Origin of the sequence: Pilosibacter rotomagensis, assembly GCF_045062245.2 — a bacterium.
Lineage (GTDB): Bacteria > Bacillota > Clostridia > Lachnospirales > Lachnospiraceae > Pilosibacter.
Genome location: NZ_CM170323.1, coordinates 1,075,582 through 1,089,173, shown reverse-complemented (window position 1 = coordinate 1,089,173; position 13,592 = coordinate 1,075,582). Strand labels below are relative to the sequence as shown.

Below are 13,592 nucleotides of genomic sequence, written 5' to 3'. Positions count from 1 at the left end.
CTCTTTTGTCAAAAATCCCCCAGAATCGCTTCCGGGGGATTTTATCTTTTCATTTATAATGATACAGATTTTCGTTCTGCGTCAGTCAGATCCTATTTGTAACCTTTCTCATGAAGAGCAGCCTGTGCAGCAGCAAGTCTTGCGATCGGTACACGGAACGGTGAGCAGCTTACGTAGTTTAAGCCAACCTTGTGGCAGAACTCTACGGAAGACGGATCTCCACCGTGCTCGCCACAGATACCGCACTTTAACTCCGGACGTGTTGCGCGTCCTTCTTTAACAGCGAGTTCTACGAGACGGCCAACACCAGTCTGGTCAAGTCTTGCGAACGGATCAGACTCGTAGATCTTTGCTTTGTAGTAAGAATCAAGGAACTTACCGGCATCATCACGGGAGAAGCCGAATGTCATCTGTGTCAGGTCGTTTGTACCGAAGGAGAAGAACTCAGCTTCCTCAGCGATCTGGCCTGCAGTAAGAGCTGCACGCGGGATCTCGATCATTGTACCGATGTGGTACTGCATATCGGAGCCTTTCTCTTTCTTAACCTGCTCAGCAACTTCAACAACGATATCTTTCACGAATTTGAGCTCTTTCTTCTCGCCAACGAGCGGGATCATGATCTCCGGAATGATATCATATCCATCTTCTTCTTTTACTTCGATCGCAGCTTCCATGATCGCACGTGTCTGCATCTTTGCAAGCTCCGGATAGGTAACTGCAAGACGGCATCCACGATGACCCATCATCGGGTTGAACTCATGAAGCTCATCGCATTTCTTCTTGATCTCGTCAACAGTCTTGCCCATATCTTTTGCAAGCTCTGCCATCTCTTCCTCTGTCTTAGGAGTGAACTCATGCAGCGGCGGATCTAAGTAGCGGACTGTCATTGGTCTGCCCTCGAGTGCCTTGTACATAGCCTTGAAGTCGCCCTTCTGGTACGGAAGGAGTTTGCTTAAAGCTTCCTCTCTTGCCTCAACAGTATCAGAAACGATCATTCTTCTTAAGTTGTGGATTCTCTCCGGATCGAAGAACATATGCTCAGTACGGCAAAGGCCGATGCCCTCTGCGCCAAGCTTAACTGCGTTCTTTGTATCAGCCGGTGTATCAGCGTTTGTGCGGACACCAAGTTTTCTGAAGGAGTCAGCCCAATCCATGATTCTCTTGAAGTTTCCGCCTACGGATGCTTCCTGAGTCTTGATATCACCGTTGTAGATCTTACCTGTTGTACCGTCTAAGGAGATGTAATCGCCCTCGTGGAAGGTATGTCCGCCGAGTGTGAATTCCTTCTTCTCCTCGTCGATCTTGATCTCGCCGCAGCCGGATACACAGCAGGTACCCATACCACGTGCAACTACTGCAGCGTGAGACGTCATACCACCACGAACTGTTAAGATGCCCTGGGCCGCATGCATGCCCTCAATGTCCTCTGGAGAAGTTTCAAGACGAACTAAGATAACTCTCTCGCCCTTGCCGCCGATACCAGCTGCCTTAGCGTCATCTGCTGTGAAGCAGACTTTACCAGCTGCAGCACCCGGGGAAGCCGGAAGAGCCTGTCCGATAACCTCGCCTGCCTTTAATGCAGCCGGATCGAAGGTCGGATGTAATAACTGATCAAGGGATTTCGCTTCGATTCTACAAACAGCTTCCTCAGGAGTGATCTGTCCCTCATCTACTAAATCGCATGCGATCTGGATTGCAGCCGGAGCAGTTCTCTTACCATTACGTGTCTGTAAGAAGTAGAGCTTGCCTTCCTCGATCGTGAACTCCATATCCTGCATGTCGTGGAAATGATTCTCAAGTTTCATAGCCAGTTCCATGAACTGCTTGTAGCACTCCGGAAGATCTTTCTCAAGCTGGGTGATCGGCTGCGGTGTACGAACACCGGCAACAACGTCCTCGCCCTGTGCATTGATCAGATACTCACCGAAGATGCCCTTTGCACCTGTGGATGGGTTACGGGTGAACGCAACGCCTGTACCGGAGGTATTTCCCTTATTACCGAATACCATGGTCTGTACGTTTACTGCGGTACCCCAGTCACCCGGAATATCATTCATACGACGGTAAACGATCGCACGCGGGTTGTCCCAGGAACGGAATACTGCTTTTACAGCGCCCATTAACTGTTCCTTCGGATCCTGCGGGAACTCTTCGCCGTTCATAGCCTCTTTGTATACAGCTTTGAACTTCTCAGCGAGTTCCTTTAAATCGTTAGCGTCTAACTCTGTATCATAGTGAACGCCTTTTGCTTCCTTCATCTCATCGATGATCTTCTCGAAGTAGGACTTCGGAACTTCCATAACAACGTCGGAATACATCTGGATGAATCTTCTGTAGGAGTCATATGCGAAACGCGGATTTCCTGTCTTCTTTGCGAAGCCCTCAACCGCTACATCGTTTAAACCAAGGTTTAAGATGGTGTCCATCATACCCGGCATGGATGCACGCGCACCGGAACGTACAGATACGAGCAACGGATCTTCTGTATCACCGAATTTCTTTCCATTTACGCCCTCGAGCCATGTAAGAGCTTCGAAGATCTGGTCCTGGATCTCTTTTGTGATCTGCTTTCCGCTGTTATAGTAATCTGTGCAGGCTTCTGTTGTTACTGTGAATCCCTGCGGAATCGGCATACCGAGATTTGTCATCTCAGCAAGGTTACAACCTTTGCCGCCGAGAAGATTTCTCATAGCTGCACTGCCTTCTTCAAACTTATAAACCCACTTTGCCATAAGTTGTTATTCCTCCTAGAATTAGATTTAGCTTAGACTTAAGATGTCTGTGGCTGCCCTCATTTCTTTGCTCCCCTTGCGGTACCCCCATGCCCCATCACACGATCTCTGGTTTTAGAGATTTCGCACAAAAAAATTGAGTGTCGGAAAAAAGGTCTGTACATATTATAAGGGATGTTGCCAAAATTTGCAACATCCCTTTGTAAATCTTTCGTGATTTTTTCACATATTTTCGTGTTTTTTCGCAATACTCTTTAGACATAATTGTGTATATTTTATATTCAATTTAGTACAATTAACCAATGAGCACTGCGATCAGGATCCCCAGGATCGCCCCGGCAACTACCTGCAGCGGCGTATGTCCCACGTATTCCTTTAATTTTTCCTGGAGAAATACTCCATCAAGGTTCAGAATATTCTCAAAAAATACACTATTCAGCAGCTTCGCCTGTTTTCCCGTCTCCCGTCTCACGCCCATCGCATCGTACATTACGATCATCGCAAGGACAAAGCTGACGGCAAACTCAAAACTTCCGACTCCGTATTTCATTCCGGAAGCTGTTGTGAGCGCGCAGACGGTAGCCGAATGGGAGCTCGGCATTCCGCCTGACCCGAAGATCCGTTCAGGATTAAAAGACCGGTTCAGGACCATATCGATCACGGTCTTTAAAAACTGCGCGACCGTCCACCCCAGCACAGCACTGATCAGCACCTGGTTTCCCAGAAGTTCATTCCATATCGTCATGTTTTCCTCTTTTCTGTAAGATCATTATCAGGCGGCTATTCAGACAAGTGAAAGCACGCTTCGCGGGTCTCCCCTTGTTATCGCGACAGTCGCCAGGGTCTCGCGCAAGCGCGGACTCTGGCTCGTTGTTCGCGTAAATGACATTCCCGCCCACATGGATGCGTGGGCGGGAATGGATTGTGTGAACAACTTAATATCCGATCAGCCAGTCGTATAATTCCTGATATTTCTTTGCGGAGCTATTCCATGAAAAATCTACAGCCATAGCCCGGTCAATGATCTTGTTCCACTCCCGCTTCTTATCGTAGAAGATATGTTTCGCGTAGCGGATGATGTTTAACATTTCGTGGGCATTGTAGTTTGCAAAGGAGAATCCCGTTCCTGTTCCCTCAAACTCGTTGTACGGCCACACCGTATCCTTTAAGCCGCCGGTCTCACGGACGATCGGCACCGTGCCGTACCGGAGCGCCATGAGCTGGCTCAGTCCGCACGGTTCAAATAAGGAAGGCATCAGGAAGGCATCGCAGGCCGCATAGATCTTGTGGGACAGCGGCTCGGAATAATAGATCTGCGCCGATACCCTGTCGTGATACTTCCAGTCATAATGGCGGAACATATTTTCATAGTTCTCATCGCCGGTTCCGAGGACCACTAACTGGACATCGTCTGTACAGATCTCGTCCATAACGCACTGGATCAAGTCGAGACCTTTCTGGCTCGTGAGTCTCGAGACGATACCGATCATAAATTTCTTATCATCTCTGGCAAGTCCGAGCTCTTCCTGGAGTGCGCGTTTATTTTTGACTTTTTCTTTTCGGAAGTTCTTCGCATTATAATTCTGAACGATATCCCGGTCCGTCTCCGGGTTGAATACATCGTAGTCGATTCCGTTTACGATACCGCGGAGATCATTGGCGCGGGCGCGCATGAGTCCGTCCAGTCCTTCCCCGTAGAACGGAGTCTTGATCTCCTCCGCGTAAGTATTGCTGACCGTCGTGATCGCATCCGCGTACACGAGACCGCCCTTTAACATATTTCCGTCTTTATAAGCTTCCAGCTTATCAGGAGTAAAGAAATAGTCCGGAAGACCGGAAAATCTCTGAATCGTCTTCACATCCCAAACGCCCTGGAATTTCAGGTTGTGGATCGTCATAACGGATTTGATCCCGCGGAAGAATTCGCCCTCGCCGAATCTGCCTTTCAGATATACCGGGATCAGTCCGGTCTGCCAGTCGTGGCAGTGGATCACATCCGGTCTCCAACCGATTACCGGGAGTGCGGATAAGGCCGCCTGGGAGAAGAATGAGAATTTTTCCAGATCGTAATACCAGTCTCCATACGGCTTATCTCCCCAGAAATAGCTCTCGTTGTCGATAAAATAGAAGGTGATCCCCTCATAAACATATTCAAGGATCCCGACATAACGGCTCTGTCCCAGATAGTCCATATAGAAATGATTTACATAAGTAAGGTTGCTCAAAAATTTATCTTTGATGCAGAGATATTTCGGGATCATGACCCGAACATCAAAATATTCTTTATCAAAACATTTCGGTAAGGAACCCACAACATCGGCAAGTCCGCCCGTCTTGATAAAAGGTACAGCTTCGGAAGCGACAAACAATATTTTTTTCATGATAACCCATCCTTCCACTTTTCTTGCGTTACCGTTCACCGATTTGGACCCGGTAACGTGATCCCGTCGGTCTTTCCATCCCCTGTCGGCAGGATCCGCAGCCAGAACTGCATCATACGGGATCTTCCGTTCAAAAGATCCCTGCCAGTGAACAGCGCTCTGTGCCCCGCTATTAGATTCAGTATAACACATCCCTGTAAAATTAGAAAGTGGGTCTTTTTTGTTTTTTCAGATTTTTCAGATTCGTTTATAATCCAGTCGGATTTTGTCTGCAATCAATGCAATAAATTCTGAATTTGTCGGTTTGCCTTTGCCGCCGTTTACCGTATATCCGAAGAGGCTGTTCAGTGTGTCGAGCTCTCCTCTTCCCCAGGCCACTTCGATCGCATGGCGGATGGCGCGCTCCACGCGGCTCGGCGTCGTTTTATGGGTCTTCGCGATCGTCGGATATAAGATCTTCGTGACCGATGACAGCATCTCGGTATCCCGGACCGACATGATGATAGCATCTCTCAGGTACTGATATCCCTTAATATGTGCCGGGATCCCGATCTCATGCAGCATCTGGGTCACATCCGTCTCCAGATTCTGTTCCATGTAGTTCTCCTTGTCGAGATAAGGCTGTACCCGTTTCATTTCCGTATGTACATTGCCCGCCGCTTTCGCCCGTCCGCGGCAGACTCTGCGGATCTTGTCCAGGATCACGTCGCGGTTGAACGGTTTCATGATATAATAATTCGCTCCGAGGCGGAACGCATCCTCTGTCACATCCTGACTGCTGGCTGCCGTCACCATGATAAACGAAGGGTGGTTCTTCATCTGTGTGTTATTCTTTATCTTTTCCATGACAGAAATTCCGTCAAGTCTCGGCATGATCACATCCATGAGGACAATATCCGGATTTGTTCGGACGATCATATTGTATGCGTCCTCGCCATTATCTGCTTTTCCAACCACATGGATCCCGTCCTCTTTCTCCAGGATCTCGCCAAGTAAATTCAAAGTCTGTCTGTTGTCATCCGCGATCGCAATTGATAATTCTGCCATAATGTTCCTCCTGTTACACTCTGCGTTCTTTTTCTTTCATTTCCCCTGATCCTTTCGGATAGCCGCCGCGATCTTTCACGTTTTGATCTTCTCCGGTAGGAATGTAGAAATTATACGATTTTCTTTCTGTCGAATTCAAGGTTAAACAGGTGTGATTTCGGGTTTTTGCTCGTCATTTTCTGACTATATTCTATTATTTTGTAAATATCTAAATATTTTTCAGCATTCTCTTAGCGGATCTTAGCGAATTTTCGAGTCGAAACAGTTATACAAAAGAATGTGCCTCGGCACATTCTCGCGCCGAGCGCGGTCGCTTGCGACAATCTTCATCTTCGCGCGAGTGTGCATCTTAGGCACGTAGCGCCTTTTTGTTTAACAGGAAGTTCCTTCGGAATTTCCTGTTAAACAAAAAAGGCCCCGGCATGTCTCCATACCAGGGCTTCGTACTCTGTAAGTATTCTTATTTGATCGTGAGCAGGTAATTCGCAAACTGCTGGGCAGTACGGCCGGAAAGTCCGCCGCCGCGCATCTCGAAGCGGTTCGCCTCGTAGCAGATCTCCTCGTCCGTCATGATATCCGGAGTGATGCCTGCACGTCTCGCAAGTGCGATCGCCATCTCGTTGAAGCCTTCCTTGTTCGGCTTCGCATAGTAGATGGAAAGTCCAAAACGGTTGACCAGGGAGAGTTTTTCTTCCATAGTGTCGGAACGGTGCAGATCTTCGCTGTGCTCCATATCCTCTCTGTCCTTCCATGTCTCCTTGATCAAATGACGGCGGTTTGATGTCGCATAGATCAGGACATTGTCCGGCTTCGTCTCAACGCCGCCTTCGATAACGGCCTTTAAGAACTTGTACTCGATCTCAAATTCTTCGAAAGAAAGATCATCCATGTAGATGATGAACTTGTAATTGCGGTTCTTGATCTGGGCGATGATCGTCGAGAGATCCTTAAACTGGTGCTTGTAGATCTCGATCATGCGCAGGCCCTGCGGATAGAACTGGTTGACGATCGCCTTGATGCTCGTGGATTTACCGGTACCGCTGTCGCCGAACAACAGGACGTTGTTCGCCGCTTTTCCGTCGCAGAACGCCTGGGTATTCTCCACAAGTTTCTTCTTCTGAAGCTCATATCCGATGAGGTCGTCCAGCATCACGGCATCCATGTTGTTGATCGGGAGGAAGCGGACGGAGCCGTCTCCATTCTCAGCAATGCGGAACGCCTTGTTGAGACCGAACATGCCGACACCGAAGTCCTTGTAGAATTCCGTCACATATTTGAAGAAATCAGCTCCGGACTCAGCCGTCTCAAGCTGTTCACTTAAATTTCTCACCTTTTCGCTGACATTTTTATTGTACATCAGCTCTTTTTTGCGGATCGCCTTATAGTGAGTCAGCTGGGTGAAGCAGTCGATGGAAAGTTCTTTTTCCATCCAGGAGAAATCATAGTCGAACAGCTTTTTAAACATCTCAAAGTCATGAGTCACAAAGTTGTTGACCGTTCCGTCCTGAGCCCCCATCTTTTCACAGACGAGGCTGAACGGATTCTCGTTCGTGATCAGCAGGAAGGTCAGGTAATTATGCCATAAATTTTTATCAAATGCATAGTCTGTTGCAACCGTCAGAAGATTTTTTACCTGATGGAATACGCGTCCGCGCAGTGCGTCTTTGGACTCTGTCTGATTTTTTAATTTTTCGCAGATATCCGCAAGCTGCCAGAGGATCGAGTCTTCCGGCAGGCTGCCGTATACGAGCAGGTTTGATACGATCTCATTCATATGGTTTCCTCTCTTGATGCAAAGGACGGCGCAGCTTCTCAACAAGCCCGCCGCCCTTTTTCATTTTCTTCAATTTCGATGTACATCTTCTTGTCTGCTTTCGCGGTCAGGAAGCTTCGGGCATCTGCCCTATGAATCCTTCGCCTACTCTACGATCGCACCTTTATCTGCGGAGGATACGTTCTTTGCGTAGCGTTTTAAGTATCCGGTCAGCTTCTTCGGCTCACGGATCTTCATGGTCTTCTTTCTCTCTTCCATCTCTTCATCAGAAACGAGAAGCTTTAAGCTGTAGTTTGGGATGTCGATCGCGATCTTGTCGCCGTCCTTGATGTAAGCGATCGGGCCGCCTGCAGCTGCCTCCGGAGAGATATGTCCGATTGCTGCACCACAGGATGCACCGGAGAAACGGCCATCTGTCAGGAGAGCAACGGTCGTATCGAGTTTCATGCCAACGATCGCGGATGTCGGGGAGAGCATCTCTCTCATTCCCGGGCCGCCTGCCGGTCCCTCGTAACGGATGACAACGATGTCGCCCGGAACGATCTTTCCTGCGTAGATCGCAGCGATCGCCTCTTCCTCGGAGTCAAAGCACTTTGCAGTACCGGTGTTGACTAACATCTCCGGTTTTACAGCGGAACGTTTTACGATCGCGCCGTTCGGAGCAAGGTTTCCGAAAAGAACGGCAAGTCCGCCTGTCTTTGTGTACGGATTGTCGATCGGACGGATAACTTCCGGATTGCGGTTTACTGCATGTGCAACGTTCTCAGCAACCGTCTTTCCTGTTACAGTCTTGCACTGTCCCTGGATCATTCCTGCATCGAGAAGCTCTTTTAATACTGCGGAGATTCCGCCTGCTTCCATCAGATCCTGCATGTGGTGATGTCCGGCCGGTGCAAGATGGCACAGGTTCGGAGTATGCTCACTGATGTCGTTGATCATATGAAGGTCAAGAGCGATATCAGCCTCGTGAGCGATCGCAAGAAGATGAAGTGCGGAGTTTGTGGAGCAGCCGAGAGCCATATCGGTTGTCAGCGCGTTCTCAAATGCTGCCGGTGTTACGATATCACGCGGACGGATATCATCGGCAAGCAGCTTCATAACCTGCATACCAGCTGTCTTTGCAAGGCGGATACGCTCTGCGTATACAGCCGGGATCGTACCATTTCCCGGAAGGCCGAGACCAAGAACTTCTGTTAAGCAGTTCATGGAGTTTGCGGTGAACATACCGGAACAGGAACCGCAGCCCGGGCAGGAGCTTCCTTCGATCTCAGCGAGTTCCTCATCGTTGATCAGGTTTGCTTTTCTTGCGCCGACAGCCTCAAATACAGTATTTAAGTCTCTCTGGTTGATGGAGAGCATCGGACCGCCGGACACGAAGATACACGGAAGGTTCAGACGCATTGCTGCCATTAACATACCCGGAACGATCTTATCACAGTTCGGGATAAATACGAGAGCATCAAAGCAGTGTGCCTTTACCATACATTCGATGGTATCAGCGATCAGCTCGCGGGAGCTTAAAGAGAAATGCATTCCGTCATGTCCCATGGCGATACCGTCACAGACACCGATCGTATCGAACTCCATCGGGGTTCCGCCTGCAGCGAGAACACCGTCCTTTACGGCACGTGCGATGTTCTGTAAGTGCATATGACCCGGAGCGATCTCGTTGAAAGAGTTTACGACGCCGACGAACGGGCGGCGCATCTGCTCATCGTTGTATCCGTCTGCCTTTAACAGGGAACGGTGCGGCGCATGTTCTACGCCTGCTTTTACTTTATCTGAATTCATTGTTTTTCTCCTTATGAAATCCAGAGCCAGGCGGTGATGCCTGGCCCTGAAGAATTTTTTTAGGGTTTCGCTGCCCCGCAGTGCCACACTCGCGGACTTGCGTCCGTTCGTGCGCGGGCATTCGCCCTATAAAGCCGTCGGCAAAGATTCACTTATGTGCAAGCACAACGTGAATCTTTCCCCGCCGCCTTTGCACTGCTCATTTTCCTACGCGACTATTTAGCCTCGTCAAGATCCTGTGTCTGCTTCCAGCCCATCTTTGCTCTTAACTCGCGGCCTGTCTTAGCTGCAAGTGTATCAGCGTGTGCTGCTCTTGCTGCGTTGAAGGTTGTTCTGCCAACCTGGTTCTCAAGGATCCAGTTCTTAGCGAATGTACCATCCTGGATCTCTGTTAATACCTGCTTCATAGCCTTCTTAGCTTCGTCGCCGATGATTCTCTTACCGCTTACATAGTCACCATACTCAGCAGTATCGGAGATGGAGTATCTCATTCCCTCGAAACCAGCGTTGAAGATCAGGTCTACGATCAGTTTCATCTCGTGGATGCACTCGAAGTATGCGTTCTCCGGCTTGTAACCAGCTTCTACAAGTGTGTTGAAACCAGCTTCCATTAATGCGCAAACGCCGCCGCAGAGAACTGCCTGCTCACCGAAGAGGTCTGTCTCTGTCTCTTCCTTGAATGTTGTCTCGAGGATACCGCCTCTTGCTCCGCCGATGCCTGCAGCGTATGCTTTTGCGATCTCCATGGAGTTTCCAGCCGGGTCCTGCTCAACAGCTACGAGGCACGGAACGCCCTTGCCGCCAACATACTGGGAACGAACGGTGTGTCCCGGTCCCTTCGGAGCGATCATGATAACGTTTACATCTGCCGGCGGAACGATCTGTTTGAAGTGGATGTTGAAGCCGTGAGCGAATGCAAGTGTCTTGCCTGCTGTCAGGTTATCTTTGATGTCTTTCTTGTAGAGAGCTGCCTGCTTCTCATCGTTTACAAGGATCATGATGATGTCTGCTGCCTTAACAGCGTCTGCTGTGAGCATAACTGTGAAGCCATCCTCTTTTGCCTTTGCAGCAGATTTGGAGCCCTCGTAAAGACCTACTACTACGTCAACGCCGGAATCTCTTAAGTTCAGAGCATGTGCATGACCCTGAGAACCGTAGCCGATAACAGCTACTTTCTTTCCGTCAAGAAGTGATAAGTTACAATCTCTCTCATAATACATGGTTGCCATAGTTTTCTTCTCCTTATTCTTCATTGTGATCGACACATAATGTGTTGTCTATTCCTAAACCGATCGCGATCTCTCCCGACCGGCTAAGTTCTAATATACCAAAATCTCTGACTTTTTCAATAAAAGATTCAACTTTTTTGCTGTCTCCGGTAATCTCGGCTGTCAGATGCTCTTCACCGAAGTCTACGACTTTTCCGCCGTACTCGTTGATCAGATCCAGTACCTGATGCTTACTGGAACCTCTGTGGGTCCCTGTCAGGTGCATTTTAATGTACATGTGCTGGGCAAAAACGGTGTTCTCCGGCTCCAAAAGGGTTACCGCGCGGACATCGATGAGTTTTTCCAGCTGACGGACCACCTGGTCCTTCATATATTCATCTCCTGTGGAGACGATCGTGATCCGCGTATAGTTCGGATCATCAAGTGTTCCTGCGGAGATATTATCGATATTATAGCAGCGCTTTGCGTAAAGACCGGCGATGCGGTTTAAAACGCCGAAGCGGTTGTTTACGATCATGGCGACCGCAAACTTTTCAACTTTGTTTTCCATGGTCACCTTATCCTTCCACAATCATGTCTTTGATGGATCGTCCCGGCGGAATCATCGGCAGGACTTTCTCATCCATATCAATGTGACAGTCGATCAGAACCGGTCCCTGGGATTTGTCAGCTACATCAAGGGCTTTCTTTAGATCCTCCATCGTGTAGACCGCGTATCCGTCAGCACCGAAGGCTTTCGCCAGAGCCGGGAAGTCCGTCTTTCTGTCCAGGATCGTCTGGGAATAGTGACAGTCGTAGAAAATTGTCTGCCACTGTCTTACCATTCCGAGGACATCATTGTCGAAAATGACGATGGTGATCGGGAGTTCCTGACTCACCGCCGTCGCCATCTCGTTTAAGTTCATTCCGAAGCTTCCGTCTCCGGTGAAGAGAACGGTTCTTCTGCCCCTTGCGGCGATGCAGCCGCCGATGGCTGCTCCGAGACCGTATCCCATGGTTCCGAGACCGCCGGAAGTGAGAAGCGTATGCGGCTTTTCAAACGGGTAGAACTGCATGGTCCACATCTGGTGCTGTCCGACGTCGGTAGCGACCACTGTGTCCTCGGTACAATGTCTGTGAACTTCCTCGATGATGGCTTCCGGTCCGTAAGGTTTCGGTGCCGGGAGGATCATCTCGTTCTTATAGCCCTCAAGCTCACTCACCCACTCCGGATGCCGTTCTTCCGGGAGCGCTTCCAGAATCTTCGTAAGGATCTCCTTCACATCGCCCCAGAGGCTCACATCAGGACTGACATTCTTTCCGATCTCCGCGCGGTCGATATCGATATGGACCGTCATACATTTTTTTGTGTACTCGTTCAGGTCGCCTGTCGCGCGGTCAGAGAATCTGACGCCGACTGCCAGAAGCAGATCACATTCGGACTGGGCCTTGATGGACGGATATTTTCCGTGCATGCCGCACATTCCAAGATTCAGCGGATAGGAGGCCGGAACGGCGGTGATCCCCATCATCGAAAGACCGATCGCCGCGTCGACCCGTTTTGAGAGCTCAAGAACTTCTTCCTGGGCTCCTGCTGCCACAACACCGCCGCCTGCGTAGATAAACGGCTTTTTCGCCTTTTTGATCATCTCAACAACTTCACCAATGTCTCCGCACTCGGACTTTCTCGGTTTTTTTACAACACTTGGGACTTTTAAGTCCTCCACATACTCGTATTCCGCAGACTGGACGTTCTTCGGAATATCAATGAGAACCGGTCCCTTACGTCCGGAATTCGCGATCTCGAAGGCTTCAATAATCGTCTTCTGAAGATCCTTGATGTCCCGGACCATGAAGTTGTGTTTTACTACCGGCTGTGTGATCCCGACGATATCCACCTCCTGGAAAGAATCCTTTCCGAGACTGTTTACCGCGACGTTTCCTGTGATCGCGACCATCGGTACGGAATCGAGGTAGGCATTCGCGATCCCTGTCACCAGATTTGTAGCACCGGGACCGCTTGTCGCCAGGACCACGCCGGTCTTTCCGCTTGCTCTCGCATATCCGTCAGCGGCATGGGCAGCTCCCTGCTCATGGGCCGCTAAGACATGTCCGATACGGTCAGACGCAAGATAGAGTTCGTTATAGATATCAAGCACTGCGCCCCCCGGATATCCGAAGACCACTCTCACGCCCTGATGGATCAGCTCTTCCACCAGGATCCGCGCTCCGTTCATTTTCATAGCTGTTTTTCCCCTCATCTTATTTCTTTCAGAATGTCCGACTCTGTCAGACATTCCCGTCTTTTCTTTTTTCGGTACGGACAAATGTCCGTATCAAAATTCAGGTATAAAAAAGCCTTACAGCGTTACACTGTAAGGCTTTGCTTTCTTTCGTAACTTGTTCTTTCAAGTTTCTATCAGGCAATCCCAGATTCAGTATAACGCAAATAAGCATTCCCGTTCACGACGATAATGCTGACGATAATTCGAATCACGACTGCGAGTAGAATAAGATTCGTCATATCTTTGCGTCTCCTTTCCAGTTGCCCTTCAGCAATGTTGCTATGTTTTATTATAAGCACTTTGTCAAAAATTGCAAGTAGTTTCTTTTTATAGCTTGTATGAACCAGAGTTATGCAACATTACCCGATCGTAAA

The 13,592-nt window shown here is 49.2% G+C and carries 9 protein-coding genes; all 9 read right to left on the bottom strand.

What is annotated here, in order from left to right; all coding sequences use genetic code 11:
* Positions 1 to 92: 92 nt before the first annotated feature.
* Entirely contained in the window at positions 93 to 2,732 is a 2,640-nt protein-coding gene (gene ppdK, locus ACI3EW_RS04810) for a pyruvate, phosphate dikinase (RefSeq protein WP_405582452.1), read from the bottom strand.
* 295 nt (positions 2,733 to 3,027) lie between these two features.
* Positions 3,028 to 3,477, bottom strand: a complete 450-nt coding sequence (locus ACI3EW_RS04805) for a divergent PAP2 family protein (protein ID WP_118529338.1) — start codon at positions 3,475 to 3,477, stop codon at positions 3,028 to 3,030.
* A gap of 190 nt (positions 3,478 to 3,667) precedes the next feature.
* Positions 3,668 to 5,113: a glycogen synthase GlgA gene (gene glgA, locus ACI3EW_RS04800; RefSeq protein WP_405582449.1), complete on the bottom strand. Its 1,446-nt coding sequence runs from the start codon at positions 5,111 to 5,113 to the stop codon at positions 3,668 to 3,670.
* 237 nt (positions 5,114 to 5,350) lie between these two features.
* The gene (gene spo0A / locus ACI3EW_RS04795; protein ID WP_118298830.1) at positions 5,351 to 6,160 is read right to left on the bottom strand and encodes a sporulation transcription factor Spo0A; all 810 of its coding nucleotides are present in this window, start codon (positions 6,158 to 6,160) and stop codon (positions 5,351 to 5,353) included.
* 460 nt (positions 6,161 to 6,620) lie between these two features.
* Positions 6,621 to 7,934 (bottom strand): ATP-binding protein, encoded by a 1,314-nt coding sequence (locus ACI3EW_RS04790; RefSeq protein ID WP_118298850.1) that lies wholly within the window; start codon positions 7,932 to 7,934, stop codon positions 6,621 to 6,623.
* 144 nt (positions 7,935 to 8,078) lie between these two features.
* Positions 8,079 to 9,725, bottom strand: a complete 1,647-nt coding sequence (ilvD, locus tag ACI3EW_RS04785; RefSeq protein ID WP_118322369.1) for a dihydroxy-acid dehydratase — start codon at positions 9,723 to 9,725, stop codon at positions 8,079 to 8,081.
* A gap of 215 nt (positions 9,726 to 9,940) precedes the next feature.
* Positions 9,941 to 10,954 carry a ketol-acid reductoisomerase gene (gene ilvC, locus ACI3EW_RS04780; protein ID WP_485663310.1) on the bottom strand — a complete coding sequence of 338 codons (1,014 nt, stop codon included), beginning with the start codon at positions 10,952 to 10,954 and terminating at the stop codon, positions 9,941 to 9,943.
* A 13-nt stretch (positions 10,955 to 10,967) separates the two neighbouring features.
* On the bottom strand, positions 10,968 to 11,504 hold the full coding sequence (gene ilvN / locus ACI3EW_RS04775; protein WP_015555108.1) for an acetolactate synthase small subunit: 537 nt from the start codon (positions 11,502 to 11,504) through the stop codon (positions 10,968 to 10,970).
* A gap of 7 nt (positions 11,505 to 11,511) precedes the next feature.
* A complete protein-coding gene (gene ilvB, locus ACI3EW_RS04770) occupies positions 11,512 to 13,176 on the bottom strand; it encodes a biosynthetic-type acetolactate synthase large subunit (RefSeq protein WP_405581364.1) in 1,665 nt (554 codons plus the stop codon).
* Between the last annotated feature and the right edge of the window lie 416 nt (positions 13,177 to 13,592).

Bases quoted from the DNA above. Each gene is read 5' to 3' on its own strand.
- ppdK (WP_405582452.1), bottom strand. From the start codon at position 2,732: ATGGCAAAGTGGGTTTATAAGTTTGAAGAAGGCAGTGCAGCTATGAGA.
- ACI3EW_RS04805 (WP_118529338.1), bottom strand. From the start codon at position 3,477: ATGACGATATGGAATGAACTTCTGGGAAACCAGGTGCTGATCAGTGCT.
- glgA (WP_405582449.1), bottom strand. From the start codon at position 5,113: ATGAAAAAAATATTGTTTGTCGCTTCCGAAGCTGTACCTTTTATCAAG.
- spo0A (WP_118298830.1), bottom strand. From the start codon at position 6,160: ATGGCAGAATTATCAATTGCGATCGCGGATGACAACAGACAGACTTTG.
- ACI3EW_RS04790 (WP_118298850.1), bottom strand. From the start codon at position 7,934: ATGAATGAGATCGTATCAAACCTGCTCGTATACGGCAGCCTGCCGGAA.
- ilvD (WP_118322369.1), bottom strand. From the start codon at position 9,725: ATGAATTCAGATAAAGTAAAAGCAGGCGTAGAACATGCGCCGCACCGT.
- ilvC (WP_485663310.1), bottom strand. From the start codon at position 10,954: ATGGCAACCATGTATTATGAGAGAGATTGTAACTTATCACTTCTTGAC.
- ilvN (WP_015555108.1), bottom strand. From the start codon at position 11,504: ATGGAAAACAAAGTTGAAAAGTTTGCGGTCGCCATGATCGTAAACAAC.
- ilvB (WP_405581364.1), bottom strand. From the start codon at position 13,176: ATGAAAATGAACGGAGCGCGGATCCTGGTGGAAGAGCTGATCCATCAG.